This is a genomic window from Actinopolyspora alba (assembly GCF_900112765.1).
Classification (GTDB): Bacteria; Actinomycetota; Actinomycetes; order Mycobacteriales; family Pseudonocardiaceae; genus Actinopolyspora; species Actinopolyspora alba.
In genome coordinates, this window is the sequence record NZ_FOMZ01000001.1 from 507,889 (window position 1) to 534,188 (window position 26,300).

At 69.5% G+C, this 26,300-nt stretch carries 22 protein-coding genes; 13 read left to right on the forward strand and 9 right to left on the reverse strand.

The window, feature by feature from the left end; genetic code table 11:
• Window positions 1-380: 380 nt before the first annotated feature.
• Both BM150_RS02190 and BM150_RS02195 read left to right on the forward strand, forming a co-directional pair.
• Window positions 381-1,307: an ABC transporter ATP-binding protein gene (locus BM150_RS02190; RefSeq protein WP_092923336.1), complete on the forward strand. Its 927-nt coding sequence runs from the start codon at window positions 381-383 to the stop codon at window positions 1,305-1,307.
• Window positions 1,304-2,899: an ABC transporter permease gene (locus BM150_RS02195; protein ID WP_092922910.1), complete on the forward strand. Its 1,596-nt coding sequence runs from the start codon at window positions 1,304-1,306 to the stop codon at window positions 2,897-2,899. The genes BM150_RS02190 and BM150_RS02195 overlap by 4 nt, the downstream gene beginning before the upstream one ends.
• A gap of 51 nt (window positions 2,900-2,950) precedes the next feature.
• On the opposite strand, the gene BM150_RS02200 is transcribed toward BM150_RS02195, so the two are convergent.
• Complete coding sequence (locus BM150_RS02200; RefSeq protein WP_092922913.1) at window positions 2,951-5,437, reverse strand: UvrD-helicase domain-containing protein; 2,487 nt, start codon at window positions 5,435-5,437, stop codon at window positions 2,951-2,953.
• Between the two features lie 280 nt (window positions 5,438-5,717).
• Between BM150_RS02200 and BM150_RS02205 the strand changes: the two genes are divergently transcribed.
• Window positions 5,718-6,026, forward strand: a complete 309-nt coding sequence (locus BM150_RS02205; RefSeq protein ID WP_092625234.1) for a chorismate mutase — start codon at window positions 5,718-5,720, stop codon at window positions 6,024-6,026.
• Between the two features lie 76 nt (window positions 6,027-6,102).
• Here BM150_RS02205 and BM150_RS02210 read toward each other — a convergent pair whose 3' ends face one another.
• Window positions 6,103-6,894, reverse strand: coding sequence for a 3-hydroxybutyrate dehydrogenase (locus BM150_RS02210; protein ID WP_092922916.1), 792 nt, complete (start codon window positions 6,892-6,894; stop codon window positions 6,103-6,105).
• A gap of 167 nt (window positions 6,895-7,061) precedes the next feature.
• Between BM150_RS02210 and BM150_RS02215 the strand changes: the two genes are divergently transcribed.
• From BM150_RS02215 to BM150_RS02245, 6 genes are all read left to right on the forward strand, one after another.
• Window positions 7,062-7,379, forward strand: coding sequence for a hypothetical protein (locus BM150_RS02215; protein WP_092922919.1), 318 nt, complete (start codon window positions 7,062-7,064; stop codon window positions 7,377-7,379).
• A gap of 172 nt (window positions 7,380-7,551) precedes the next feature.
• The gene (locus BM150_RS02220; protein WP_092922922.1) at window positions 7,552-8,289 is read left to right on the forward strand and encodes a PIG-L deacetylase family protein; all 738 of its coding nucleotides are present in this window, start codon (window positions 7,552-7,554) and stop codon (window positions 8,287-8,289) included.
• Between the two features lie 106 nt (window positions 8,290-8,395).
• Window positions 8,396-9,538 carry a hypothetical protein gene (locus BM150_RS23990; protein WP_175496636.1) on the forward strand — a complete coding sequence of 381 codons (1,143 nt, stop codon included), beginning with the start codon at window positions 8,396-8,398 and terminating at the stop codon, window positions 9,536-9,538.
• A gap of 18 nt (window positions 9,539-9,556) precedes the next feature.
• The gene (locus BM150_RS02235) at window positions 9,557-10,336 is read left to right on the forward strand and encodes a hypothetical protein (protein ID WP_092922932.1); all 780 of its coding nucleotides are present in this window, start codon (window positions 9,557-9,559) and stop codon (window positions 10,334-10,336) included.
• Between the two features lie 411 nt (window positions 10,337-10,747).
• Complete coding sequence (locus BM150_RS02240; protein WP_092922935.1) at window positions 10,748-12,295, forward strand: serine/threonine-protein kinase; 1,548 nt, start codon at window positions 10,748-10,750, stop codon at window positions 12,293-12,295.
• A gap of 222 nt (window positions 12,296-12,517) precedes the next feature.
• Entirely contained in the window at window positions 12,518-14,188 is a 1,671-nt protein-coding gene (locus BM150_RS02245; RefSeq protein WP_092922938.1) for a serine/threonine-protein kinase, read from the forward strand.
• A gap of 21 nt (window positions 14,189-14,209) precedes the next feature.
• Here the strand turns inward: BM150_RS02245 and BM150_RS02250 are convergent, their stop codons facing one another.
• Complete coding sequence (locus BM150_RS02250) at window positions 14,210-15,103, reverse strand: LysR family transcriptional regulator (protein WP_092922941.1); 894 nt, start codon at window positions 15,101-15,103, stop codon at window positions 14,210-14,212.
• 50 nt (window positions 15,104-15,153) lie between these two features.
• Between BM150_RS02250 and BM150_RS02255 the strand changes: the two genes are divergently transcribed.
• Window positions 15,154-16,194 (forward strand): DMT family transporter, encoded by a 1,041-nt coding sequence (locus tag BM150_RS02255; RefSeq protein WP_245755201.1) that lies wholly within the window; start codon window positions 15,154-15,156, stop codon window positions 16,192-16,194.
• 147 nt (window positions 16,195-16,341) lie between these two features.
• On the opposite strand, the gene BM150_RS02260 is transcribed toward BM150_RS02255, so the two are convergent.
• From BM150_RS02260 to BM150_RS02275, 4 genes are all read right to left on the reverse strand, one after another.
• The gene (locus BM150_RS02260) at window positions 16,342-17,094 is read right to left on the reverse strand and encodes a DUF2267 domain-containing protein (RefSeq protein ID WP_175496637.1); all 753 of its coding nucleotides are present in this window, start codon (window positions 17,092-17,094) and stop codon (window positions 16,342-16,344) included.
• Between the two features lie 109 nt (window positions 17,095-17,203).
• Window positions 17,204-17,593: a DUF2267 domain-containing protein gene (locus tag BM150_RS02265; protein WP_092922947.1), complete on the reverse strand. Its 390-nt coding sequence runs from the start codon at window positions 17,591-17,593 to the stop codon at window positions 17,204-17,206.
• Between the two features lie 164 nt (window positions 17,594-17,757).
• The gene (locus tag BM150_RS02270) at window positions 17,758-18,441 is read right to left on the reverse strand and encodes a response regulator (RefSeq protein WP_092923343.1); all 684 of its coding nucleotides are present in this window, start codon (window positions 18,439-18,441) and stop codon (window positions 17,758-17,760) included.
• 135 nt (window positions 18,442-18,576) lie between these two features.
• Window positions 18,577-19,893 (reverse strand): ATP-binding protein, encoded by a 1,317-nt coding sequence (locus BM150_RS02275; protein ID WP_092923346.1) that lies wholly within the window; start codon window positions 19,891-19,893, stop codon window positions 18,577-18,579.
• A 180-nt stretch (window positions 19,894-20,073) separates the two neighbouring features.
• On the opposite strand from BM150_RS02275, the gene BM150_RS02280 reads away from it, so the two are divergent.
• Window positions 20,074-21,609, forward strand: a complete 1,536-nt coding sequence (locus BM150_RS02280) for a PspC domain-containing protein (RefSeq protein ID WP_092922950.1) — start codon at window positions 20,074-20,076, stop codon at window positions 21,607-21,609.
• Window positions 21,599-21,826, forward strand: coding sequence for a hypothetical protein (locus BM150_RS02285; protein WP_245755202.1), 228 nt, complete (start codon window positions 21,599-21,601; stop codon window positions 21,824-21,826). Before BM150_RS02280 ends, BM150_RS02285 begins: the two co-directional genes overlap by 11 nt.
• Before the next feature lie 123 nt (window positions 21,827-21,949).
• Here BM150_RS02285 and guaA read toward each other — a convergent pair whose 3' ends face one another.
• The gene (gene guaA, locus BM150_RS02290; RefSeq protein WP_092923349.1) at window positions 21,950-23,551 is read right to left on the reverse strand and encodes a glutamine-hydrolyzing GMP synthase; all 1,602 of its coding nucleotides are present in this window, start codon (window positions 23,549-23,551) and stop codon (window positions 21,950-21,952) included.
• A 162-nt stretch (window positions 23,552-23,713) separates the two neighbouring features.
• Window positions 23,714-25,429, reverse strand: a complete 1,716-nt coding sequence (locus BM150_RS02295; RefSeq protein WP_092922956.1) for an FAD-dependent oxidoreductase — start codon at window positions 25,427-25,429, stop codon at window positions 23,714-23,716.
• Between the two features lie 429 nt (window positions 25,430-25,858).
• Here BM150_RS02295 and BM150_RS02300 point away from each other — a divergent pair, with 429 nt between their 5' ends.
• Complete coding sequence (locus tag BM150_RS02300; protein ID WP_092922959.1) at window positions 25,859-26,269, forward strand: SgcJ/EcaC family oxidoreductase; 411 nt, start codon at window positions 25,859-25,861, stop codon at window positions 26,267-26,269.
• Window positions 26,270-26,300 lie beyond the last annotated feature (31 nt).

The window sequence follows — 26,300 nt, forward strand, 5'->3', positions numbered from 1 at the left end:
ACATATTTGCTAAATTTCACAGCTCCGTGAAAGCAGTCTATCGCAACGATTCCGCCCCTCGGGAATCCCGCCCGCCGGCTCGCGAACCCGGCCGCCTCGCGGGCGCGGCCCGCTGACCAATCCCGGTTCGGCTCCACGACGGCGGGCAGGACGCGAAACCGGACGGCTCCGGTAGCACGATTCATTCTGTTCACAGATTTATGAACGTTGTGTACCATGTAAAACGTGGTACGCACGATCGCCAGCACCGGATCCGACAGGGCGGACCGCCGCGTGAAGCGGTTGTACTCCTCCCGCGCGGGGGAACGTACGGCGGACTCCGATCCGCCGCGGCTGTGAAAGGCAGCCGAACCGCCCGAATCCGTCCCGAAGGAGTCACGTTGAACTCCGACCCCACGGCCGTGACGATCTCCGGCCTGACCAAGAACTTCGGTCCGACCCACGCGCTGGACGGACTGGACCTGAGCGTGCGAACCGGCGAGGTGCACGGTTTCCTCGGCCCGAACGGCGCGGGGAAGACCACCACGATCCGGATCCTGCTCGGGCTGCTGCGCGCCGACTCCGGCGAGGCGAGACTGCTCGACGGCGACCCGTGGCACGACGCCACCGAGCTGCACCGCCGCATCGCCTACGTTCCGGGCGACGTGACGCTGTGGCCGAACCTCTCCGGCGGCGAGGTCATCGACCTGCTCGGCCGGTTGCGCGGCGGTATCGACCAGCACCGCAAGGAGGACCTGCTGCGCCGGTTCGACCTCGATCCGCGCAAGAAGGCACGTACCTACTCCAAGGGGAACCGGCAGAAGGTCGGTCTGGTGGCCGCGCTCGCCTCCGAACCCGAGCTGCTCGTGCTGGACGAACCGACCTCGGGGCTGGACCCGCTGATGGAGGAGACCTTCCGGGAGTGCGTTCGGCAGCAGCAGCGCGAGGGACGCACCGTGCTGCTGTCCAGCCACATCCTCTCCGAGGTCGAGGCGCTTTGCGACCGGGTGACCATCGTCCGCTCCGGGCGCACCGTGGAGTCCGGCACCCTGGCCGAACTGCGGCACCTGACCCGCACCTCGGTCACCGCGGAACTCTCGGCGGCACCGGAGGGGCTGGCCGAGCTGTCCGGCGTGCACGACCTGGAGATCACCGGCACCCACGTGCGCTGCGAGGTGGACACCCCGCACCTGGACGGGGTGCTGCGCGAACTCACCGCGGTCGGGGTCCGAAGTCTGACGAGTCAGCCCCCCACCCTGGAAGAGCTGTTCCTGCGGCACTACGAACAGCGGTCGGAGACCTCCACCCCCGAAGGAGCGAACCGATGAGCACGTTGCGCGGAACGGGAGCGCTCGTCCGGCTGATACTTCGCAGGGACCGGGTACGCATCCCGGCATGGATCCTCGGAGTGGCGGTGTTCCTGCTGGGCAGCGTGGCCACCTTCCCGGTGGCCCTCGACTCCGCCGCCGACCGGCAGGCGCGGGCCGCCCTGATGAACAACCCGGCCACGGTGGTGCTGACCGGCCCCGGTTTCGGCCAGCGGGACTACACCTTCGGCGCGATGGTCGCCAACGAGATGGGCGGGATGACGGCGGTGCTCGTCGCGCTGATGAGCATCCTGCTGCTGGTGCGGCACAGCCGCCACGAGGAGGAGAGCGGCCGGGTCGAGCTGCTGCGCGCGGGAGTGGTCGGCAGGCACGCCCCGCTCACGGCGGCGCTGGTCACCGTCATCGGCGTGAACCTGGTGCTGGGAGCCCTGCTCGGTTTCGCACTGCCCGTGGTGCTGCCGGAGCTGAGCACGGCGGGCTCGCTGTTGTTCGCGGCGGGGCTGGCCATGGTGGGCACGGTCTTCACCGCGGTGGCGGCGGTGACCGCACAGCTCATGGAGCACGGCCGAGCGGCGGTGGGAGCGGCGGCCTCGCTCCTCGCGCTGAGCTATGCGCTGCGCGGCGCGGGCGACCTGGGCGACGGCACGCTCTCCTGGCTCTCCCCGATCGGTTGGTCGCAGCGCACCCGGGCCTACGTCGACGGCACCGGCTGGCCGCTGCTGCTCGGGGTGGCGCTGACGGTGCTGCTGCTGTTCGGAGCGTTTCTGCTGCGTTCCCGGCGCGACGAGGGAGCGGGACTGGTGCGGGGTCGCTCCGGTCGTGCGACCGCCTCGGCACTGCTGTCCGGCCCGTTCACGCTGGCACTGCGGCTGCAGCGCGGCGTGCTGACGGGCTGGACGATCGGTTTCGTGCTGTTCGGCGCGTTCGTGGGCGCGATAGGTGAGCAGGCAGCGGTGTTCGTGCGGGAGAACGAGATGGCCCGGCGCTACTTCGAGCAGGCGGGCGGAGCCGACTCCGCCGAGACGATGATCGCCACCTACCTCTCGCTGATGGGCATGGTGGCCGGTGGGTTCGCGCTGCAGTCCGCCGGGCTGCTGCGTGCGGAGGAGTCGGCCGGGAGGGTGGAACCCCTGCTGGGTGGCACCCCGCTGAGCCGGTCGCGCTGGGCACTGTCCGGTCTGGCGGCCACGCTGTGCGGCAGCGTGCTGGTGATGGGCGGGGCCGGGCTCGGTGCGGGGCTGGTCTACGCGGGAACCAGCGGCGATCCGAGCAACGCCGCCCGGATACTGGGTGCGGCGCTGGCCTACCTGCCCGCGGTCTGGGTACTGGCCGGGCTCTCGACCCTGCTGTTCGGGGTGCTGCCCGGAGCCACCGGCCTGAGTTGGCTCGTCCTGACCGGGATCGTCTTCGTGGGGATGTTCGGGCCGCTGCTACGAGTGCCGGATCGGATCTCGGACCTCTCGCCGTTCGCCCACGTGCCGATGCTGCCCACCGAGGAGTTCACCCCGGTACCGCTGCTCGTGCTGGCAGCCACGGCGGTACTGCTGACGGCGATCGGAGTCGCCCGATACCGGCGTCGTGACACTGCTTGAACCGTCTCGACGTCCCGGACCTCGCGGCCGAACCGCGAGGTCCGGGACGTTCTACAGCTTCACCAGCGGCACGCTGCCGATGAGCATGAGCCGGATGGTGCCCGAGTCGCCGAAATCGATGTTGGCCGTGGCGCGCGCCCCTTCACCGTCGGTGGAGAGCACCGTGCCGAGGCCGTACTTGTCGTGGTTGACCCGGTCGCCCGCCTCGAGCTTGATCGGAACGGAGTTCTTCCAGCTCGACGCGCCACCACCGCGGGAACCGCGATCCCCCGAGCCGGAGGGACCCCCCGTCCCGATCTCCGAGCCACCGCGACCGCCCCAGCCGCCGCGTTCGCGTGGTGCGGAACGCTCCGGTTCCAGCTTGCGCCACTCCACGAGATGCTGCGGAATCTCGGTGATGAACCGCGAGGCCGGATTGGTGACCGGTTGCCCCCAGGCGGAGCGCATCAACGCGCGGGAGAGGTACAACCGTCGCCGGGCGCGGGTGATACCGACGTAAGCCAGCCTGCGCTCCTCGGACAGCTCCTGCGAATCCCCCAACGCCCGCATGTGCGGGAAGACGCCGTCCTCCCAGCCGGTGGCGAACACGACCGGGAACTCCAGTCCCTTCGCGGTGTGCAGTGTCATGAGCGTGACCAGGCCGTCGCTGTTCTCCGGCAACGCGTCGGCGTCGGCCACCAGCGAGACGCGCTCCAGAAAGGCACCGATCGAGTCGTCGGGCAGCGGGTTGTCGTCCTGTTCCGCGTTCGCGGAGTCGCCGTCACCGGAGACCTCGCCGGCTGAATCACCGCCGCCGGAAGCACCATCCGATGTGGACTCCGACTCCCCGGCCGGGCGCGTGTCGCCGAACTCCCGGGCCACGCTGATCAGCTCGTCGAGGTTCTCCACCCGGGAGGCGTCCTGCGGGTCGTCGCTGCTCTCCAGCTCACCCCGGTAACCGGTGCGTTCGAGCAACGTGCGCAGCACCTCGGCCACGTCGTTGTTCGCGGCCACCTCGCGCAACTCGTCGAGCAGTTCGGTGAAACCGGCCACGGCGCGTGCCGCACGCGAGTTGAGCTGCCCGATCTCGCCCCGTGCCGCGTGTCGTAGCGCGGCACCGAACGAGATGCGCTCCTGCTCGGCGTACTCGGCGAGCACCGTCTCGGCACGCTGTCCGATCCCGCGCTTGGGGACGTTGAGAATCCGGCGCAGGCTCACGGTGTCGTCGGGATTGTCCAGAACCCGCAGGTAGGCCAACGCGTCACGGACCTCGCGGCGCTCGTAGAACCGCACCCCGCCGATGACCCGGTACGGCAGTCCCAGCCTGATGAACACTTCCTCGAACACCCGGGACTGGTTGTTGGTGCGGTAGAAGACGGCGATGTCGTTGAAGGTGGCCTCTCCCGAGTCCACGAGCCGGTCGATCTCGGCGGCCACGAACGCGGCCTCGTCGTGCTCGTTGTCGCCCACGTAACCGACGAGTGGTTCCCCCTCGCCCGCCTCGCTCCAGAGCCGCTTCTCCCTGCGGCCGGTGTTGGAACGGATCACGGAGTTGGCCGCCGACAGGATCGTCTGGGTGGAGCGGTAGTTCTGCTCCAGCACGATCGTGTCCGCCTCGGGGTAGTCCCGCTCGAACTCCTCGATGTTGCGGATCGTGGCGCCGCGGAAGGCGTAGATCGACTGATCGGCGTCACCGACCACGCACAGCTCGGCGGGCGGAACCTCGCTCGCGTCCGACTCGGTACCGACCAGCTCGCGCACCAGCGCGTACTGCGCGTGGTTGGTGTCCTGGTACTCGTCGACCATGATGTGCCGGAACCTGCGGCGGTAGTGCTCTGCCACGGCCGGGTGATCACGCAGCAGCGAGACCGTGCGCATGATCAGGTCGTCGAAGTCCATCGCGTTGGAGTCCGCCAGCCGACGCTGGTAGGCGGCGTAGACATCGGCGACCTTGCGCTCCAGGTCGCTGCCGACACGTTCGGCGGCCGTCTCCGGATCGACGAGTTCGTTCTTCAGGTTCGAGATCTGCGCCGCGAGCGTGCGCACCGGATACCGCTTGGAGTCCAGTTCCAGGTCCCTGGCCACCAACGTGACGAGCCGCCTGGAGTCGTCGGCGTCGTAGATCGAGAAATTGGTCGAGAGCCCCAGCGTTCTCGCTTCACGGCGGAGGATGCGCACGCACATCGAGTGGAAGGTGGAGACCCACATCGCGTTGGCGCGCCTGCCCACGAGCTCGGCCACCCGTTCCTTCATCTCGGTGGCGGCCTTGTTGGTGAACGTGATCGCCATGATCTGGCCGGGGTGCACACCACGCTGGTCCAGCAGGTGCGCGATGCGGTGGGTGAGCACCTTGGTCTTGCCCGATCCGGCCCCGGCGACCACCAGCAGTGGTGTACCGCTGTGCAGTACCGCGCGGCACTGCTGCGGATTCAGCTCCGAGACCAGCTGTTCGCTGGAAGGCAGCGGCGCGGCCCTCGCCGGGCCGTCCCGGCCATCGGGAGGGGGCGTCCCGTCGGATCGGACGGGACCGTCGGCTGCGGCGTCGAACAGGGTGCTCATCGGTAATTCAGAGTACCGTTCCGGAACCGGCGTACCACGGGCAGCCGAGACCGGACACCGCACCGATATCACTCGTTCGAACCAGAGAAGGAGTGGTGGTGCGACCTGGTTCGTTGTGGCAGACTGACCGCGTGCTTACACGTAGTCGCCAGTTTTTCTACGGGCCCGGGACTCCGGCGTCCGTAGCTGTGTAAGCTCCAAGAACGATGCCCCGGAGTTCCGAACCCGGGGCGGTGGCGCATCCGGGGCGGATTCCGGGACCGACGACCCGGAGGAAGAGTTGAGCGCGACCGTGGACAGCGATCAAACCGGTGCCGAAAGCCCCGACCCCGAGTGGCCCGCCGAGAACGGTTCGGTCGAGGAACTCAGGGACGAGATCGACTACCTCGACGAGGAAATCCTGCGCCTGATCAAACGTCGGGCCGAGGTGTCCCGCCAAGTGGGCGCGGCACGAATGGCCGAAGGTGGCACGCGCATCGTCTACAACCGGGAAATGGACGTGCTGGCGCGCTACCGTGAGCTGGGATCCGAGGGACGGGAACTGGCGATGATCCTGCTCAGGCTCGGTCGCGGCAAACTGGGGCACTGACCGGCACTTCCGAACGGGTTCGGCCGAACGGTCGCTCGGTGGAAACCGGCGGGCGTCCGAGCGGTCCGGCCGGACCTCAATGGGCCGACCAACCACCGTCCATCGAGAACGAGGACCCGGTGACCGAGATGGCGGAAACACCGCACAACCACGCGGTCAGCTCCGCCACCTCCACCGGATCCACCAACCGTTTGACCGGCGTGCGCGCGAGCAGCACGTCCTCGATCACCTGCTCCCGGGGAACGCGGTGCCGCACGGTGTGCTCGGCGATCCGGCGTTCGAGAAGCGGAGTACGCACGTACCCCGGACAGATGCAGTTCGAGGTCACCCCGTAACCCGCCGCTTCGACGGCCACGGTCTTGGACAACCCTTCCAGGCCGTGTTTGGCGGTGACGTACGCGCTCTTCAGGGGTGCGGCACGAATACCGTGGACCGAGGAGATGTTGACGATCCTGCCCCATCCGTTGTGGTACATCCCGGGCAGCGCCGAACGGATGATCCGGAACGGAGCCTGCACCATGACCGCCAGCAGCAGTTGGAACATGTCCGGCGGATACTGGTGCACCGGAGCCACGTGCTGCAGCCCAGCGTTGTTGACCACTATGTCGGTGTCCTCGCCCAGCTCGGCGACGGCATCCGGTTCGGACAGGTCGACGACGGTGTACCGCGCCCCTGTCTCCTCGGCCACCCTTTCCACCGATTCCGGGACGCGGTCGACGAGCAGCAACCGGGCCCCGGAGACCGCCAGTTTCCGCGCGACCGCCGCCCCGATCCCGCTCCCCGCTCCGGTGACGAGCGCCCGTTTGCCCGTCAGATCCACCGCGACGTCGGCGGATGGCCCCGCCGCGGCAGCCGAACTGTCAGCCATACCGGCAACTTAAAGGTGGTCTCGCCCGCTATCCAACATCCGTACAGGGGCAATTCGCTGCGGAATCCGACGGTGGCCGGGTTTTTTCGACGGTGGCTGGGCTTTTCGGGTACTACGCTGTCGATCGGATATGGCAGAACCGGCCACGATTAGGGGAAGGTGGACACATGGGCACGATTATCGACGTGATCGCGTTCGTGGTCACTCTGCTCGCGTTGTTGGCAGCGCTGGGCCACGCTGGGTATCTGACGTTGTTGTCGACCGCGGCGCGGAAACGGCCCGGCGGACAACCGGCTGCCAAGTTCGCCCGGAAACGGGCTCCCGTGGCGGGTACCGCGCTCGGCCTGGGACTGCTGGCCGTGCTGTTGTCCACGGGGGGTGTGGTCCCGGACGTGTTCGCGATCCTGCTCGGTGGTGGCGTGGGACTCGGTTCGACGCACGCGTTGCGGAGCACCCAGCAGGACTTTCGTGGTGGCAGGTACTGATCGGAGCTCGCCGCGCCCCGCATGAGGGCGTGCCCCGCATCCGGGCCGGGACCGCCCTCCCGCAGCCGCCCGCTCTCGCCCGGAAGTGGACCTCGAACGAACTGCCATGATCACTGATCGTGTCTTTCCGACCCGTTTCCGAGATGTCGGCGGGGCTGCCTAGGCTGTCCCCGTGATCGATTCACCGAACCCGTCCACCGGCGCCCCGGAACGCGTTCTCGTGGTGACGGCCCATCCCGATGACGTCGACTTCGGCAGTGCGGGAACCGTCGCGGGCTGGACGGCGGGCGGCACCTCGGTCAGCTACTGCGTCTGCACCGCGGGCGAGGCCGGAGCTCCGGAGGACGCCTCGCGGGAGCGGGTGCGACAGCTGCGCATCGCGGAGCAGCGACGTGCCGCCGCACGGGTCGGGGTCGACGACGTGCGTTTCCTCGACCACGAGGACGGCAGACTGTCTCCGGACCTGACGTTGCGCCGCCGTATCACCCGCGTGATCCGCTCCGTGTGCCCGGAAATCGTCGTCACGCACTCCCCCGAGATCAACTGGTCCCGCATCGCACTGGCCCACCCGGACCACCGTGCCGTTGGTGAGGCCACCCTGGCGGCGGTGTATCCGGACGCGCGGAATCCCTTCGCACACCCGGAGTTGCTCGACCGGGAAGGACTGCGGCCGTGGACGGTGCGGCAGCTCTGGATCACCGAATCGCCGGAGGAGCGCGCCAATCACGCGGTCGACGTGACCGACCGGTTCACGGACAAGATCGCGGCGCTGTCGGAGCACGCCTCGCAAGTGGCGGATTCACGGGATCTCGCCGCGATGCTGCGCGAGCACTTAGGCGACAACGCGCGACGACACGGACTGGCGGAGGGCCGGATGGCCGAAGTGTTCCAAGTGGTCAACACCGAGTGAGTCGGCGCGGGAAGTCCCGGACGGCACGGCAGAAGGGCGAGTCGCGATGGACGGTGGCGGGCCGAACCGCTACCCGGGCGAAGACGGCGAGGTCGGGGGTACCCGAGTGAACCACGGTGGTCCGGAACGCCGCTGCGTCACCGGAACGAACCGCGTCACCGGAACGAACGACACGGCCGCGCCGGACGCACCGCCACGATCCCGTTGCCCGGAGGAACCGGCGGGCGGGCTGTGCGAGTTCGGACTCGGCATGATCCCGGCTTCGATCACTCCGCCGCGCACCTGGCGGCGGGCGGCATGGTTCGTGGTGGTGTCGGCGGCAGCGGCGTTGGGGGGAATCGTGCTGGTAACAGCGGTGGTGATGAGCAACGAACCCGCTCGGTTGGCCACGTCCCCCCGGGACCTGCCACGGGCCGGGGAGTACCCACCGCTGTACCGATCGGACGAGAACCCCGCCGGTTCGGGAGTCGCATCCACCGCCGACGACAACGGTGCACCGGAACCGAGCTTCCCCCGGGTGTCGCGACAGCCGACGGCGACCGGACGAACCGGCGACGGTGTTCCGCCCGTGCACGACCCCCTGGCCGGTACACCACAGCGGAGTTCGACAGCCGCGCCGTCGGCGTCATGGCAGAGCACGGCTCCCACGCGCGAGCCCCCCGCCGGCGACACCTCGGGGGAGGACCTCGCGGGGGAGAGCACTTCGCAGGGCACCACCCCGGTGAGTGCTGCCCCGGTGAGCGACGATCCGTCGGGCATCGCTTCCGCCGGTACCCTCCAGCAGAGCGCGACCCCCTGGCACACGACCGCGTCCGCCCCCGCGGAGCGCCCGACGCAACAGAGCCCGACACAGCAGGGAGCGACACAGCAGGGCACGACACAGCAGGGCACGACACAGCAGCACCCGATACAGCAGGAGCAGGGCACGACGATGCCGTCGTCCGTGATGCTCGACCTCACGGAACGCTACTTCCGCACCCTCGATTCCGGGGAGCCGTACCTGGCGCACGGGCTGACGGCCGGATCGCCGCATCGCACCGGTTTGACCGGTCTGCGACGTCGATACGCGGAGCTCGGCTCGGTCGAACTCGTTAACAGCACCGTACGTGGTGACGGCACGGTGAACGAACTGCGCGTGAACCCCGGGGGCGGTGAGCCGACCACGCGTTACCGGCGGCTGGAATTCGACGAGCACCCGCGGCGAGTGATCTCCGACGAACCCGTGGACGATCCGCCCGGGAACCGCTGACAGGTCGGGAGGAACGACATGTCGGAATCGGCACGAAGCGGGGAACCGTTCGAAGAGGTGTGGCCGGTGGAACACCACGGCGAGGCGGCGGAACCACGGTCCGTCGACGGCGCGGCGAGCTCCGAACACCGAATCGCCGGGACCGGGACGGGAACGGTCCAGCTCGGTGGGCGTTCGGTGTTGTGGACGGCGGGAGCGTTGGGGGCGCTGCTGGCGATGGGGGCTACGGCGGCTCTCGGGGTGGTGTTGTCGGACTCGACGCCGCCTCGTTCGGAACGGAAGACGCCGAACCGCACGGGGTTGCCGATAACGGGTGCCGCGGCGCTGCGGGTGGATCTGCTGCTGGAACGAGCGGGTCGGTCGAGAGCACTGCCGGGAAGCTCCGCCGCACGGGCGGGCCTCACGGACGAGTCAGCCGTGACGAGCTCGGCCGACGGCCGCGGCGGCGGTTCGCGGCTCGGTCCGCCCGGGGAGACGTCGGTTCCGTCGGTGCGGGTGGTGCGCGAGTTCTACAGGCTGCTACGGGCGGAGCCTGCGAGCGCCGTGCGGCTGCTCTCGGTGAGCATGACCGAGGCACAACGGGCGGACATCGTGCGGAGCTGGCGCGCGCTGCGATCGATTCGCTCGGACGAGATCAGCGTGACCACGAGCGGACGAGTGGTGTCGACGGTCGCGGCACGCGACGCCACGGGAACCAGAATCGCACTCCGCTACTCCTTCGCGGTCGACGACGGCGCGGATCCACGCATCCCGCGCGTCCGGCTGGACGCGGCGCGATTCCGGGATCCGGAACGGTAGGACACCTGGGCGACACCACTTCCATGACGAAGAACACCGGTAACCGCGGGACGGCCGTACCGGCGGCTCTCCCGGGCCGGTATTCTCACAACGATGCGGCAACGAACTGCCACGTCGCCGGAATCCCGGGGACGGTTCGGGGCGAACCGCTTCGCCGACGGCACGAGCGCAGGGACGGTCACGCGGCCTCGAAGCGGTCGAAGACTTCCCCGCTCCGCCGGTTCCTCGGTGGGCTAGGCTGCCGTGTCACGGTCGTTCGGTTTCCGTGACCGAACGCGGTCGCACAGTGAACGTGTACATGTCGGAGGGCCACGCGGGGCCCGCAACAATCCACCGATCCCGACGACCCGGTGAACCGGTGTCCCCGGTGACGAGGTCGACCGGGATCGAGAGCAGTACGGGGAGACGTCGGTGAGCGACGAAGGTCGCCTGGTCGCCGGACGCTACCGAGTGCAGCGGCGCATCGGAAGCGGCGCAATGGGCGTGGTGTGGGAATGCGTCGACGAGCGCCTGCACCGCACGGTCGCGGTCAAACAATTGCTGACCCAGCCCGGTCTGGACCCGACCGAGGCGGAGGAAGCGCGACAACGGGCGATGCGCGAGGGACGTATCGCGGCACGACTGCAACATCCGCACGCTGTCTCGGTCTACGACGTGGTGGAGGAGAACGGCGACCCGGTACTGGTGATGGAGTACCTGCCGTCCACCAGCCTCGCGGCGATGATGTCCGAGCACGGCCCCCTGCCGCCGCGCGAGGTGGCACGGATAGGAGCGCAGGTGGCGGCGGCGCTCGGGGCGGCGCATTCCGCCGGAGTGGTGCATCGCGACATCAAACCGGGCAACGTGCTGCTCGGTGACAACGGCACGGTCAAGATCACCGACTTCGGCATCTCCCGGGCACAGGGCGACGTCGCCGTCACCAAGACCGGGATGCTCGCGGGAACCCCCGCCTACCTGTCACCGGACGTGGCCTGCGGCAAGGAGCCCAGCCCCGCGTCCGACGTGTTCTCGCTGGGAGCGACGCTCTACGCGGCCGTGGAGGGCAGACCCCCGTTCGGGCAGAGTGAGAACACGCTGGCACTGCTGCACTCCGTGGCGGCGGGCAAGGTGCTACCACCGCAGAACGCGGGTCCCATGACCGATCCGCTGCTGGCGATGCTGCAGCCCGACGAGGACGAACGGCCGGACATGGCGCAGGTCCACGAGATGCTGCAGGGCGTCGCCAACGGCCAGGCGGTGACCTCGGTTCCCACCAAGGCCGCTCCCATTCCGTCCGCGATGACCCCGGGCACGGCCGCCGCGACCGATCCGCCCTCCAACCCGCGTAGCGGCGGAACGATGGTCGGGGGACCCCAGGAGGCGGAAGGCCGTTTCGATGGCACCGCACGGGCGGAGGCCACCGGCTACCCCGGATCGGGTCCCCCACCCGAAACGGCCGCGCGCGGACGGCGGAGCAGGGCTCCGCTGGCGGTGTCCGGGGTGCTGCTCGTGGTCGCCGCGGTCGCGGGGATCCTGCTGGCGACTTCGCTGTTGAGCGACGACTCCGACGGTGGGAATCCGAGCGGTGGGGAGACCAACCAACCGGTGGTGCCGCCCGCGGCGGGCGAATCGAGCACCACCGAGACCACCGTGCCGGACTACCCGGAGGACGACGGGTACCAGAACCAGGATCCGGACTGGGATCGGCCCCCCGAGCGGGACGAGTCCGCGACGGAAACCTCGGCATCAGAGAGCTCGGAACCTCCCGAGACTTCGGCGAGCGAGCCGCCCGAGCCGAGTTCCGATCCGGACGGGAGCACCGACCCGAGCGGCTCCAACGACTCGGGCGACAGCGGCGACGGGACCGGCAGCGGCTCGGAGGACGGGACCGGCAGCGGCAGCGGGTCGGACGGCGACAGCGGCAGTGGCTCAGAAGGTGGCAGCGCCAGCGGTGGCGGGTCCGACGGCGGCGGCGAGTAGGCCGGAGTAACGACGAAGCGTCCGGTGGCGATGCGAACAGCGAGGGGTAACAGGTGGTTCCGTCGAGCGGCTCGGTCCCCGGCCGCTCGGCCCCGGTGATCCCGACCGGCCCGCAGCACGGCGGTCGGGACGCAGTACTGTTGTTCCCGTCGCGTGATGCCGTTCCGGCAGGGGTTCGGTCGGCACGTCCGGTCACCGACATCGCCAGGATCTGGGAGAACTGTGAGCGCCGAAGGTCGTCTGATCGCCGGACGCTACCGGCTGCACGAGAGCATCGGCAGCGGTGCGATGGGAGTCGTTTGGCGCGCGGTCGACGAACGGCTGCAGCGCACCGTGGCCGTCAAGCAGTTGCTGCTGCAGCAGGGCCACACCGAGGCCGAGACCAGGGAGGCCCGCGAGCGCTCGATGCGCGAGGGACGGATCGCGGCTCGGTTGCAGCACCAGAACGCCATCGCGGTGTTCGACGTGGCCGAGGAGGACGGCCAACCGGTGCTGGTGATGGAGTACCTGCCCTCCGAGAGCCTCGCCTCGCGGATCTCCGAGCGGGGTCTGCTCTCGCCGATCGAGGTAGCGGGAATCGGGGCGCAGGTCGCGGCGGCGCTGGCGGCTGCCCACCTGGCCGGGATCGTGCACCGTGATCTGAAGCCGGGCAACATCCTGCTCGGCGGCGACGGCACCGCCAAGATCACCGACTTCGGCATCTCCCGGGCGGTCGGCGACGTCGCGGTCACCAAGAGCGGCATTCTCGCGGGCACCCCCGCCTACCTCTCCCCCGAGGTGGCTCTCGGCAGGGATCCGGCTCCGGCCTCGGACGTGTTCTCGCTGGGCTCGACCCTCTACGCCGCCATCGAGGGCCATCCGCCGTTCGGAGTGGACGACAACGCGATCAGTCTGCTGCACCGCGTCTCACGCGGGCAGGTCGACCACCCGCGCAACGCCGGACCGATGACGCCCGCCCTGCTGGAACTGCTGCGGGCCGACCCGGTGGAACGGCCGACCATGGCGCAGGCCAGGGACATTCTGCAGGCGGTGCGGGACGGCAGACCCCTTCCGGGGCTCGGGGGCAACCAGCAGCAGGGGCAGGGCCCTGCCACTCCGGTCGGACAGATGAACCAGGCGGCTCCTGCCGCGGCGGCGCCGAGCGTGCCCGCGCGACCGCCGAACCAGGGCATGCCGCCGGGCGGGACACCGGCAGCCACCGCTGCCGCGGGCAATCAGTCGAACCCCACGCGTGTGGGAGCGCCTCCGGCGGCCAATCCACCCACCAGGGTCGGTGCCGAGAGCGGGGCGGGCAGCACCGGCACGGCCAAGCGAGTGGCGGGCTGGACAGTGGCGGTGATCGCGGCGATCCTGCTGGGGATACTGGCGGCGAACGCCTTCACCGGAGGCAACGGCGGCGGCTCCGGTTCTTCGGGCGCGGCCGGGGCTGTAACGAGCACCTCGACGGGCGAACTTCCCCGTTCACGAGGTAGCTCGTCCGACCCGCCGAGTTCCGCCCGATCGAGCGAGGCGACGACCGCCTCCGGCTCCACGACGCCACCGTCCTCCGCCGATTCCTCTAAGGAGGACTCCGCTCCGAACTCGGTCGGTGACGACGAACTGGTCGCCACGGTTCGGACCTACTTCGCCACGGTCACCGAGGACACCGACGACGCGTGGCGGATGCTGGGACCGGAGCTGAAATCGGTCGGGAAGGAAACCTACGAGGACTTCTGGGACTCGATAGAGAACGTGGAGATCGTCAGCGGCCCGAAGGTGATCGGCGACAACCAGGTGGAGGCGGTGCTGCGCTACCAGAAGGAGGACGGTGGCAGCAGCACTGAGCGGCACGTCTTCGGCATGATCGTCAAGGGCGGAGAGCCGCTGGTCAACACCGACAGCGGCGCCGTGTGACCCTGTCGCCCGCCGCGGGAGCTATGCCTGGGCGGTCTCGGTGAGGATCTGCAGCAAGGCCGCCGTGTTGGGGGCGTGCACCACCGACTCCCGTACGGCCACGTGGATCCGACGAACCGGTTCGGGATTGCGCAGCGGCCGTACCTCCACACCCGGATGCACCGGATCCAGTCCCAGTCTTGGGACGAGCGATATCCCCATCCCCGCCGCGACGAACCCTTGCGACGACTGTGGACTGTCCGATTCGAGCGCCAGGTGCGGTGTGAATCCGGCGGCGGCGAACGCGTCGTAGAGCGACTCCGCGCACGGCCCCGACCCCACGGAGTCCTGGATCCAGGACTCCTCGGAGAGCCGGGCCAGGTCGATGTGCTCCTCCGAGCAGAGCGGGTGTCCCACGGGCAGCACCACGCGGTAGGGCTCGTCGACCAGGTGCAGCAACCGGACTCCGGGGATCGAGGGGACATCGCGTCCCACCACGATCACGGCCAGATCCGCGTCGCCCTCGGCGACCCGATCCAGCATTCCCTCCTCCTGCATCCCCAGGTCCAGCCGAACCCGCGGATACCTGGTCCGGAAGGCGGCCACAGCGGGCGGGATCAGCGCGACGCTGGCGCTCTGGAAGAACCGCAGGCGCAGCACGCCGGAATCCCCGGCACGCATTCCCGCGAGCTCACTCTCCGTTTTGGAAAGCAGTTCGGAGACGTCACCGGCTCGTTCGGCCAGCATCGTTCCGGCCGCGGTCGGCCGGACTCCCCTGCCCACCTTCTCCAACAACGACAGGCCGGCCTCTCGTTCCAGCGTGCTGAGTTGCTGGCTGATGGCCGAAGGGGTGTAACCCAGGTTGTTCGCGGCAGCGCTCACCGAACCGCTGTTGACCACGGCTCGCAGCACCTGCATCCGCCGGACATCCAACATGCCACGAATAGTACAGCAGAACTGAAAGGTGTGTGTAGAAAAATCTACTTGTGCTTATCCGACTCGGCACCCATCGTGTTGGTGGTGACTGGTTCACCGCGACGACCGGCCTGCTGTGGAGGACTTCCGTGTACAACCGCGCCAACTACGTGCGGCTGCTTACGCTCGCGCTGCTGTGGGGAGCGAGCTTCCTGTTCATCAAGCTGGGGCTGGCGGCGATGTCGCCCACCCAGGTGGCGTTCTCCCGGATCACACTCGGCGCGGTCGTGTTGGTGGGCCTGTGCCTGCTGAACGGTCTCCGTCTCGTCAGCCCCGCATCGCCCGAGGGGCGGCGGCTGTGGGGCACCATCGCGGGCGCCGCGGTGTTCAGCAACGTGCTGCCGTGGGTGCTGTTCGGCCTGGGCGAGCGCACCGTCGATTCCGGCATCGCGGGGGTGCTCAACGCGACCACACCGTTGTGGACCGTGGTGTTCGGGCTCGCGTTCGGAACGCAGCGTTCCCTCCCACCACCTCGGCTGTTGGGGCTGCTGCTGGGCTTCTCGGGGGTGGTGGTGATCCTGGCGCCCTGGCACGGTTCGAGCGGCCTGCTGGGATGGGGCGCGCTCGCCTGCCTGGGCGCCGCGATGAGCTACGGGATCGGTTTCGTCTACATTGGGCGCGGCCTGAACGGGTCCGGCTCCGACGGACAGCGGCTGTCACCGCTGACGGTCGGCGCGATGCAGATGTCGGCGGCGACCGGGATCGCGGTGCTGACCCTGCCGCTGGGCGGTCTGGGGCCGGTCGAGCTCGCGCCGGTTCCGCTGCTGGCGGTGGGTGTGCTGGGAGTGTTCGGCACCGGATTCGCGTTCGCGCTGCAATTGCGGATCGTCTCCGACGAGGGAGCGACCACCGCCTCCACCGTCACGTACCTGATGCCCATCGTCTCGGTGCTGCTGGGCTGGATGGTGCTCGACGAGAGCTTCGACCCGCGCGTGCTGCTCGGGATGCTGATCGTGCTGGTGGGAGTGGCCCTGAGCCGTACGAACGTGCGCGGCGGCCGGAAGCCCCGGAACGACGCCGAGCGGAAAACCCCGGAACCGGCACGCGACTGAGTTCCCGCCCCTCGTACATTTCGCGAGAAATCGACGCACCCCGGGCCGAAACCGCCACCGTTTCGTCGATTTCGCGCGAAATCGACGCACGGCCACGAGGGATCACCGGGCGGGGCCACCGGGCGGGGTCACCGCCGTGTGGCGGCGTCATCGGCCCCTCGCGAGTGCGGCCACCGGCTTGGGAAGTTGATCGAGGGTGTCGGCCGTCTCCTCGGGAGCCCACTCCCCCAGCACGTTGAACACGGCGGCGGTGTGGTCCCGGACGACGTTCGGATCGGTCACGTCACTGCGCCGGGCGATCTCCGCCAGGAATCGGTCGGTGTCGGTGTGCTGGGCGAATTCCCGCGTGTCGAGGAGTGCCCCGATCTCCGGCGGAAGAGCACCGGTGAGCCGGTCGACTTCACCCTGGCTGACGGCTTGCGCCGTCACCCCCAGCACCGCCTGGGTCAGCTGCCGAGCCTGCTCCGTCCCGTCGAGCGCGGCGCGACGACGCACCTCGGCCAACAACGTGTCCGCCGTGGTGCTCAGGCCGCTGTCACTGGGCAGCAGCGTCGCGTAGTCCGCGGGCAGCTCGTGCAGCAGTCGGCGCAGCTGTACCGCCGGAAGCGCTCGGCCGACGACGGCCAGTCCCGCCCGGCCGTACTCCTGGGCCCGCTCGGAGTCCGGGGCACCGCTCAACTGGCCGATGCGGTCGAGGAGAGCGTCCACCGAGAGCGGATCGCCGGGCCCGGCGGGCTGGACCTCCCCCAACTGCCGCGGCAGGTGTGCTCGCAGCTCGGCAGCCACGTTCCAGGCACTTTCACCCAGGGCCTGAACCGTGGCGGCCAGCACCGTGTCGGGATTCGTGACGTCGGACTCCAGACGTCGCTGGAGCGTGTCGATCATCTCTTCGTAGTCCATCCGCTGCCTCCCGGATGCGGCTCGCCCGCCGAGGAACACGACTCGTCGACCCGCCGGCGGGTGACAACGTTCTGCCACGGCCGCTGGGGTCCACCGCGGCTGTCGAGCTCTACTGCGGCTGCTGGAACAGCGGAGCGTAACCAGCGGGCAGTTGGGACCGCAGGTCGTCGATCTCACCGGCGGAGACGAACTCGGTGATGGTTCCCAGCACCGCCTGGGCATGGGTCAACGCCGTCTCGGGGTCGCAGCCGCGGCCCTCGCGATCGGCGACCCGCCGCAGGAAGTCGTCCAGGTCGTCCCCGATCTCGTCGCCCCCGGTGTGCTGCAGCAGTGGCTCCTGCAGCTCGGGAGGCAACTGACTGGCCAGATCCCTGGGCTCCTGCCCGGCCAGGCGCTGACCGATGGTGGCGAGCACTATCTTGCTCGCCTGGTCGGCGTGTTCCCGTTCGGTCGGTCCGCCGTGCCTTTCCACGGCGCCGAGGAACTCGTGGTACCGCATCGTCGAGTCGACCGTCCTTTCCGGTCGGTTACCGGCGAGCTGGTGCCGCTTGTCAGGTGCACGACGTGCTCACCGTTCTCGCGGGCGAGGTCAATCGCCCCGGGGCACTCGGATTGCCGGTACCGGAGGTGGTCAAACATAGCGGCCCCGTCAGTTCGCCCGCCTCACACCAGCCTGCGGTCGGAGGCCCACTTGGACAACTCGTAGCGGTTGGACAACTGGGTCTTGCGCAGCACGCTGGAGACGTGGGTCTCGACCGTCTTGACCGAGATGAACAGCTCGGAACCGATCTCGCGGTAGGAATACCCCCTCGCCAGCAACCGCAGCACGTCGCGCTCCCTGCGGGTGAGCTGGTCCAGCTCGGGATCACTCACCTCCGCCGAGTTGGAGCCCTGCGAGAAGGCGTCCAGCACGAAACCGGCCAGTCGGGGTGAGAAGACCGCGTCGCCCGCCGCGACACGGTGAACGGCGTCGGCGAGCTCGCGCCCTGAGATCGTCTTTGTGACGTAGCCGCGCGCCCCACCGCGAATCACCGTGATGACGTCCTCGGCGGCGTCGGAAACCGAGAGGGCGAGAAAGACGACGCCGACCCCCCGCTCGCGCACCCGGCGCAGCACCTCGGCTCCCCCGCCGTCGGGCATGTGCACGTCGAGCAGCACCACGGCGGGACGCAGGTGCTCGATGCCCGCCACGGCCTCGGCCACCGATCCCGCCTCACCCAACACCCGAACCCGGTCCTCGAACGCGGCGAGCTCGGCGCGAACGCCTGCCCGGAACAACGCGTGATCGTCGACGAGGTAGACCCCGACCGGCCCCTGTTCACCGGATCCCGCGCCGCTCTCCCCCATCACATCGTCTCCCACAGCGCTGTCACCCACGGCACTGTCACCCACAGCGCTGTCCCCCATCGGGCCGGCCGCGCCCTCCGCCGGGTTCCGCCGCTCGTCCTCTCGCTCGTCCATCGCGGACTCCTTAACCGGTGTTCACTGGATTACTCGCGGCAGGTCCAGATGTATCTCGGTCCCCGCCCCGGGCGAAGTGCGCAACCGCACCCGTCCGCCGTTGCGTTCCATCCTGCCCCGGATCGACTCGGACAACCCGTGCCGATCGGGATCCACCTCGTCGGGGTCGAACCCAGCTCCCCTGTCCCGGACGAACAGCTCCACCCGGTCGGGCTGCGACTCGGCGTAGACGCTGACCTCGTCGACCCCCGCGTGCTTGGCGGCGTTGACGATGGCCTCCCGCGCGGCGGCCAGTACCGCGCGCAGCGGCTCGTCCAACGGCCCGTCACCGACGACGACGTGCTGCACCGTGATCGCGAAGGCGTCCTCGACCTCCCCGCAGATCCGCGCCAGTTCGGCGGCCAGCGTCTCCTCCGGGAGCCGCTCGAACTCGCCGGTCGCCGCCGATTCCTCACCCGAGGTGCCCGGCGAGGCGGTGGGGGCGTGGCTCATGGGTCGCGAGGAACCACTGTAACCACCGGGTCCGTACAGCCAGCGGCGCAGCTCGCGTTCCTGACTCCTGGCCAGCCGACGCACCTCCCGTTCGGCCCCGGCCTGCTTCTGGATCAGCGCCAGGGTCTGCAGCACCGAGTCGTGCAGATGCGCCGCGAGCTCGGCGCGCTCCTGCGAGCGAATCCGGGTGGAGCGCTCCACGTCGAGGTCCCCGCTCAGCCGCATCCACCACGGCACGGTCAGCAGTGCCACACCGACCAGCGTCGCCACCACGGCGGCGAGCACCACGGGTACCTCGCTGCCGATTGTGGCGAGCACGAACGCGCACAGTCCGAGGAAGACCAGCGCCACACCCGCCAGCAGCCGCAGCACCCCGGCACGCCCACCGCCGCCGAGCAGCCCCACGATGCTGGAACGGGCCCCCTCCCGCCACTGACCGCGCTGCGACTCGTCGGCCTCCCGCCAGATGACCGCACCGCCGACCAGCGTCGCCCCCATCGCACCGACCAGCCACGGCGGTACGGCGCTGACCGAGGCCACGACCGCGGCCAGTCCGACGCCGAGCAGCAGCAGCCCCACCCCCTGCCTGCGCTCGCGTTCCGACTCGGTACCCACGATGTCGGAACGCTGCCGCACGAAGATCCAGAGCAGCCCGTAGCCGAGAATGCCCGCACCGCCGAGCGCGGCCAGCATCGCGAACACGGCACGCACCCACACCACCGGGAACCCCAGGTGATCCGAGATCCCGATCGCCACACCGGCCACCACCCGGCCGGAGCGGCGCCGATAGAGCCGTGGGATGTCGGTACCGGTGACGTACATCGGCCGGGTCCGTCGCTCGGACATCGCGCGCGAGTCCTCCCCCGTCACGGTCTGGCTGGAAAACTGCCTGGAACGGACCTGCACGGCATCGATAATCACACGCGGGTGCGGATGGCGGCATCGGGGAACGGCACCGGATTGTCCGGGTGCGCTCAGGGGAACACCCTGACGACCGGGACTCGTGATACCGGCAGAGTGAGCGACATGAACGGCGGAACGACCGACGGCGGCCAGTACGAGGGTGGCGGGCAGTACGACGACGGCCGCGCACCCACCGGTCCGAGCGGTACCGGTTCGGGGGGTACCGCTCGGCCCGGCGGGTCCAGCGGGGCGCGGGGAACGTGGGCGGAGATCAAGGGGACCTTCCGCGACTTCTGGGACACCAGACCCCCGCGCCCCTCCGAGGGACGCAAGGTCGCGGGTGTGGCCGCCGCGCTCGGTAACCGCTACGGCGTGGATCCGGTGCTGCTGCGGGTCGTGTTCGTGATCGGCACCTTCTACGGCGGTGCCGGACTGCTGTTCTACCTGCTCGGCTGGGCGACGTTGCCGAAGTCGAGCGACGCACCGGGCAACACCGCCGTTCGACTGGCGGTGCTCGCCCTGCTAACGGTGGTGTTCGTCCCGGCCTCGCTCGCCGCGTTCGACATGCCGGGCGTGTTCGGGCTGGCATTGGGGATACTGGCGCTGTACCTGCTGCACCGGCACTTCGGCGATCGCGTCCCCGCCGGGCGGCCGTACGGGGCCGGGGGGCAGTACGGGAGCGCGGGACCGCACGGGACCACGGGCACGGCGACTACCAACGTGGCGCCGCAGCCGGGGATGCCCGTGACGGGAGAAACCACGACGTACGAAACGGCGGTCTCCGAGCCGACGGGCGCGGAAACGGAGCGGTACGCGACCGGTCCCGCTGGGCCAGCGGCGGCAACCGAGAGCTCAGCGGCAGCCGAGTCCGCAGCGGCGACCGGGACGACCGCCCGATCCGAGGCGCCCCCGTACGAGCCACCCGTGTCGGGACCACCCGCCCCGGAGCCACCCCGTTACCCGACCGAGCGGTTCGGACAGCCGCCGAACCAACCACCACCGAGCGGTTGGGCACCCCCGACCGACGAACCACGACCTCCGGAGCGGGGAGCGGCCGGAGGCCGCGGGCCGCGCTACTCGATCACGCTGGCGACGTTGGGAGTCGCGCTGCTGGTGGGCGGTTTCGGGATCGCCTTCGGCCTGTCCGCGGTGGCGATCTGGGCACTGATGCTCGGGGTGATCGGCTGCGGGATGCTGGTGGGTTCCTTCCTGCGCCGGGGTCGCTGGCTCATCCTGTTCGCGGTTCCGGTGGCGCTGGCGGCGATGCTGTCCACGGTGATTCCGGAGCGACCGTGGGCGGACTACACCAACCTGACGGTGTTCCCGGAGCAGACGACGGGTCTGGAGTCGGAGTACTCGGGCTCGGCGGGAAGCATCGTGCTGGGGTTGGAGAGCATGCGGTTCCCCGCCGACAGGGAGGTGGGAACCGACGTCACCCTGGGAATGGGCACGGTCACCGTGTACCTCCCGCCGGAGACCGACGCGCGGGTCACCTGCGCCAGCGATCTGGGGCGGGTGGACTGCCTCGGCGACGAGCGGTCGGGCAGGGACATCCGGGTCACCGAGAACGACCTCGGCACCGACGGCCCCGGGGGCGGTTCCGTCCGGCTGAACCTGATGGTGGAGACGGGAAGCGTGGAGGTGATCCGTGGCTACTGAGCAGCACCAACCCGAGCAGGTCCCCGTGAACGAGAGCACGAACGGCGGAGCACGCCGGTTCAGTCCGGATCCGGTCACCCTGACCGCGGGAATCATGACCGTGGCGGCGTCGATCTACTTCCTCGTCGGCGGAGGCTGGTCCACGCAGCGCGTACTGGCCTTCGCCGCGGCGGCCATCGGAGTGATCATGCTGGTGGCCTCGCTGCGCAGGCGCTGAGCCGGGTAGCTGCGCAGGCGCTGAGCCGAGCAGCGGGAGGGCGAACTCGGCGGGCACGCGCGTGCCCGCCGAGAAACGTGTCTCCACCGAGGACAACGGTTCAGGCTGGTGAACTGCCCGGAGTCACTCCCACTCGATGGTGCCCGGGGGCTTGGACGTCACGTCCAGCGTCACCCGGTTGACGTCGGCGACCTCGTTGGTGATCCGGGTCGAGATCCGTTCCAGCGCCTCGTAGGGCAGCCTGGTCCAGTCCGCCGTCATGGCGTCCTCGCTGGACACCGGACGCAGCACCACCGGATGACCGTAGGTGCGCCCGTCGCCCTGCACACCGACCGACTGCACGTCGGCGAGCAGCACCACCGGGCACTGCCAGATGTCGCGGTCGACGCCGGAGGCGGTCAGCTCCTCGCGGGCGATCGCGTCCGCCGCACGCAGCGTCTCCAGCCGTCGCGGCGTGACCTCGCCGATGATGCGGATGGCCAGCCCCGGCCCGGGGAACGGCTGCCGGTGCACGATGGTCTCGGGCAGCCCCATCTCCAGCCCGACCCGGCGGACCTCGTCCTTGAACAGCGCGCGCAACGGTTCGACCAGGTCGAACTGCAGGTCCTCGGGCAGCCCGCCGACGTTGTGGTGGCTCTTGATGTTGGCGGTGCCGCTGCCTCCCCCGGACTCGACGACGTCCGGGTAGAGCGTGCCCTGCACCAGGTACTCGATCCGCTCCCCGGCCTGACCGGCTTCCTCCTGCAGGTCCCGCGCGGCGCGCTCGAAGGTGCGGATGAACTCACGGCCGATGATCTTGCGCTTCTCCTCGGGGTCGGTGACACCCGCGAGCGCTTCGGTGAACTGCTCCACCGCGTCGATCACGACGAGGCGCGCTCCGGTGGCGGCGACGAAATCACGCTCCACCTGAGCGCGTTCCCCGGAACGCAGCAGCCCGTGGTCGACGAAAACGCAGGTCAGCTGATCACCGACCGCCTTGTTGACCAGCGCACCGGCCACGGCCGAGTCCACCCCGCCGGAGAGTCCGCAGATGGCGCGGGCGTCCCCGATGCGCTCCCGTACCGCCGCGACGGTCTCGTCCACGATCGAGGTGGTGGTCCACCTCGGCCGGATACCGGCGATGTCGTGCAGGAAGCGGCGCAGCACCTCCTGACCGTGCGGCGAGTGCGCCACCTCGGGGTGGTACTGCACCCCGGCGAGGCCGCTCTCCGGGTTCTCGAAGGCGGCGACCGGCGTGTCCGCGGTCTCGGCGATCACCCGGAATCCCTCGGGAGCCTTGCTCACCGAGTCACCGTGACTCATCCAGACCGGGTGGTGGTCCGGGAGCTCCTGGTGCAACGTCCCGCCCGTGGAGCACACCGACAGCTCGGTACGCCCGAACTCCCTGGTGCCGGTGTGCTCGACGGTGCCGCCGAGCGCCCTGGTCATGGCCTGGAAGCCGTAGCAGATCCCCAGCACGGGCACTCCGGAGCGGAACAGTTCCGCGTCCACCTGCGGCGCGTCGGCCGCGTAGACGCTGGCGGGACCGCCGGAGAGCACGATGGCGGCGGGGTCGCGGCGCAGCATCTCCTCGACGGGCGTGTCGTGCGGGACCACCTCGGAATAGACCTGCGCCTCACGTACCCGGCGGGCGATCAGCTGCGCGTACTGCGCGCCGAAGTCGACCACCAGGACGGGGCCGCTACCGGGCCGTCCTCGCTCAGCAGTCTGCCCGGCGGGGTCGATACCGCCTGTGGTGTCGGACACGACGTCGAACCTCCAGGTGAGAACACTACGACGGTCAGCGTATCGTTCCCGGTCCGACGTTCGACGAGGGCGTCGCGCACCCGTGACCGACCCCGCCACGAGCTCCTCCGGAGAGCATCGCGGCGGCCGTGATCCGTCCGCTCAGCGCCGCAGGGCCCCCGGCGCGTGCGAGGGCACTGCCGGGTCGGCCGGAGCCACGGGTTCCACCCGCCGGTACCCCTCCGACTGGGTGGGGCGCGGGTCGGGCTCGCCCTTGTTCGGCCACATCGAGAAGGCCCGCTCCGCCTGTGCGGTGATCGTCAGCGAGGGGTTGACCCCGAGGTTGGCGGTTATCGCCGAACCATCCACGATGGACATGTCCGGGTATCCCCAGGCGCGGTGGTAGGGATCGATCACGCCGTGCTCCGGGTCCGAGCCGATCGGGCAACCACCGATGAAGTGCGCGGTCATCGGGACGTCGAACAGTTCGCCCCAGGTGCCGCCCGCGATGCCGTCGATCTCCTCGGCGGCCAGTTCGTTGGCCCGTTCGCCCGCCGGGATCCAGGTCGGATTGGGGGCGCCGTGCCCTTGCTGCGAAACGAGCTTGCGGCGGCCGAACAGCCCCTTGCCGAGCTTGGTGCGCAGCGAGTTGTCCAGGCTCTGCATCACGAGCAGGATCACCGTGCGCTCGCTCCAGCGCCGCACCGAGAGCAGCCGCAGCGTGGCCAGCGGGCGCGTCAGCACGTTTCGCAACCACTGCCGCCAGCGCGGCTTGTCGATACCGCCGCTGGTGGGCAGGGTCTGCAACAGCCCCATGGCGTTGCTTCCCCTGCCGTAGCGCACCGGCTCGATGTGGGTGTCGTTGTCCGGGTGGAACGAGGACGTGATCGCGGTGCCGGTGGAGAAGTCGCGTTCCGCGTCGACCGAACCGCGCTGCGCGCCGATGATCGCCTCGGAGTTGGTCCTGGTCAGCTCACCGAGCTTGTGGGAGAGCCCGGGCAGTTCACCGCGTTGCCCGCAGCGGTGCAGCAGGTTCTGGGTTCCCCAGGTTCCGGCGGCGACCACCACCTGGTCGGCGGTGAAGGTTCGACCCCGTCCGCCCAGCACTGCGCCGGTTCGCTCGGTGCGGATGCGCCAGCGGCCGTCGGCGTCCTTCCGCATCCCGCCGACCGTGGTCAGCGGCCACACCTCGGCGCCCTTGGACTCGGCCAGGTAGAGGTAGTTCTTCATCAGGGTGTTCTTCGCGCCGACCCGGCAACCAGTCATGCAGGCACCGCACTCGGTGCAGCCGGTGCGTTCCGGCCCCGCGCCACCGAAGTAGGGGTCCGCGTTGTTCTCGCCCGGCTCGCCGAAGTACACCCCCACCGGGGTGGGGTGGTAGCTCTCGCCCACGCCCATCCGGTCGGCCACCCGCCGGATGACCCGGTCGGACGGGGTCTCGGTGGGATTGGTGACCACACCGAGCATCCGGCTCGCCTGCTCGTAGTGCGGGTCGAGCTCGTCCTCCCAGTCGGTGATGTGCGCCCACTGCGAGTCCTGGAAGAACGGCTTCATCGGGCGGTAGAGCGTGTTGGCGTAGACCAGGGAGCCGCCGCCCACTCCCGCACCGGCGAGGATCAGCACGTTCTGCAGCATGTGGATGCGCTGGATCCCGAAGCAGCCGAGCCGGGGTGCCCACAGGAAGCGGCGCAGGTCCCAGGAGGTCTTGGGGAACTCGTCGTCGGCGAACCTTCTGCCCGCTTCCAGCACGGCCACGCGGTATCCCTTCTCGGTCAACCGCAGTGCGGCCACGCTGCCGCCGAAGCCGGAGCCGATCACGACCACGTCGTAGTCCTGCTCGCCGGAGTTCTCGCGCCGAAGGTGTCCCCGATCACTCATGGATGTGAGAGTAGAACAAATTACTCGCCAGTAGCCATAGCTGAGCGGCTCCCGGGAGCACATTTTTCGGCCGGAGCCAGCCCGGGACGGCAACGCGGCAGGGCAACGGCACGCACCGACGGTCGCACCGCCCCGCCGCTCAACCGGTCAAGAACACAGCTCGGTTCCGACGGCGGCCCCGCATCCCCCGAAACCGCGAGCCCGGGTGGGTCACCGTAGGTTTCCAGTGGAACTCACACGCGCCCCTGCGCCGACGCGTCTCCCTCCGGCGTCGCGGCGTGGTGGCTCACATCGAGCAGTGCGGCGCCGCCCGAGGTGCCGGTACCAGAGCAGGCGATCGAGCCGTTCCACGATGAGTTCCCGGTAGCAGTCCCGACGGCAAGCTCGCTGAATCCCTGACTTGCCCGCGTCCCCGGCGGAGGAACGAACATGTCGAACCGTCCCAAAGCACACCACGACGACGATCACGAAGAGGATCTGCGCGCGATCAGGAAGATCTTCGACGAACTCGAAACCGCCTTCGTCGAGCACGACGCGGCGAAGTTCGACGACAGGTTTACCACCGACACGGTGTTCACCGCCGTCAACGGCGTCCGGTTCCAGGACTGGCAGGAACTGCACGAATACCACAAGGAGCGATTGGAAAACCACGCCGACGGCATCCGAACCTGGTACGAGATCGAGCAGGTGATCTTTCCGCGGTCGGATGTGGCGATCGTGTGTCTTCGGCAACCCGCGATCAGCCAAGCGGGGCGACGCGCCAACGTGGGCACCTGGATACTTTCCAAGCTGGATGGCCAGTGGTGGATCTGCGCCGCGCAGAACACCGGTGTTGCCTGAACGACCTGCGCTGCGGACGGTGTGCGCGGCA

Coding starts and splice junctions, on each gene's coding strand:
- BM150_RS02195 (WP_092922910.1), top strand. CDS start 1,304: ATGAGCACGTTGCGCGGAACGGGAGCGCTCGTCCGGCTGATACTTCGC.
- BM150_RS02200 (WP_092922913.1), bottom strand. CDS start 5,437: ATGAGCACCCTGTTCGACGCCGCAGCCGACGGTCCCGTCCGATCCGAC.
- BM150_RS02210 (WP_092922916.1), bottom strand. CDS start 6,894: ATGGCTGACAGTTCGGCTGCCGCGGCGGGGCCATCCGCCGACGTCGCG.
- BM150_RS02215 (WP_092922919.1), top strand. CDS start 7,062: ATGGGCACGATTATCGACGTGATCGCGTTCGTGGTCACTCTGCTCGCG.
- BM150_RS02235 (WP_092922932.1), top strand. CDS start 9,557: ATGTCGGAATCGGCACGAAGCGGGGAACCGTTCGAAGAGGTGTGGCCG.
- BM150_RS02250 (WP_092922941.1), bottom strand. CDS start 15,103: ATGTTGGATGTCCGGCGGATGCAGGTGCTGCGAGCCGTGGTCAACAGC.
- BM150_RS02260 (WP_175496637.1), bottom strand. CDS start 17,094: ATGGACTACGAAGAGATGATCGACACGCTCCAGCGACGTCTGGAGTCC.
- BM150_RS02265 (WP_092922947.1), bottom strand. CDS start 17,593: ATGCGGTACCACGAGTTCCTCGGCGCCGTGGAAAGGCACGGCGGACCG.
- BM150_RS02270 (WP_092923343.1), bottom strand. CDS start 18,441: ATGGGGGAGAGCGGCGCGGGATCCGGTGAACAGGGGCCGGTCGGGGTC.
- BM150_RS02275 (WP_092923346.1), bottom strand. CDS start 19,893: ATGTCCGAGCGACGGACCCGGCCGATGTACGTCACCGGTACCGACATC.
- BM150_RS02280 (WP_092922950.1), top strand. CDS start 20,074: ATGAACGGCGGAACGACCGACGGCGGCCAGTACGAGGGTGGCGGGCAG.
- BM150_RS02295 (WP_092922956.1), bottom strand. CDS start 25,429: ATGAGTGATCGGGGACACCTTCGGCGCGAGAACTCCGGCGAGCAGGAC.
- BM150_RS02300 (WP_092922959.1), top strand. CDS start 25,859: ATGTCGAACCGTCCCAAAGCACACCACGACGACGATCACGAAGAGGAT.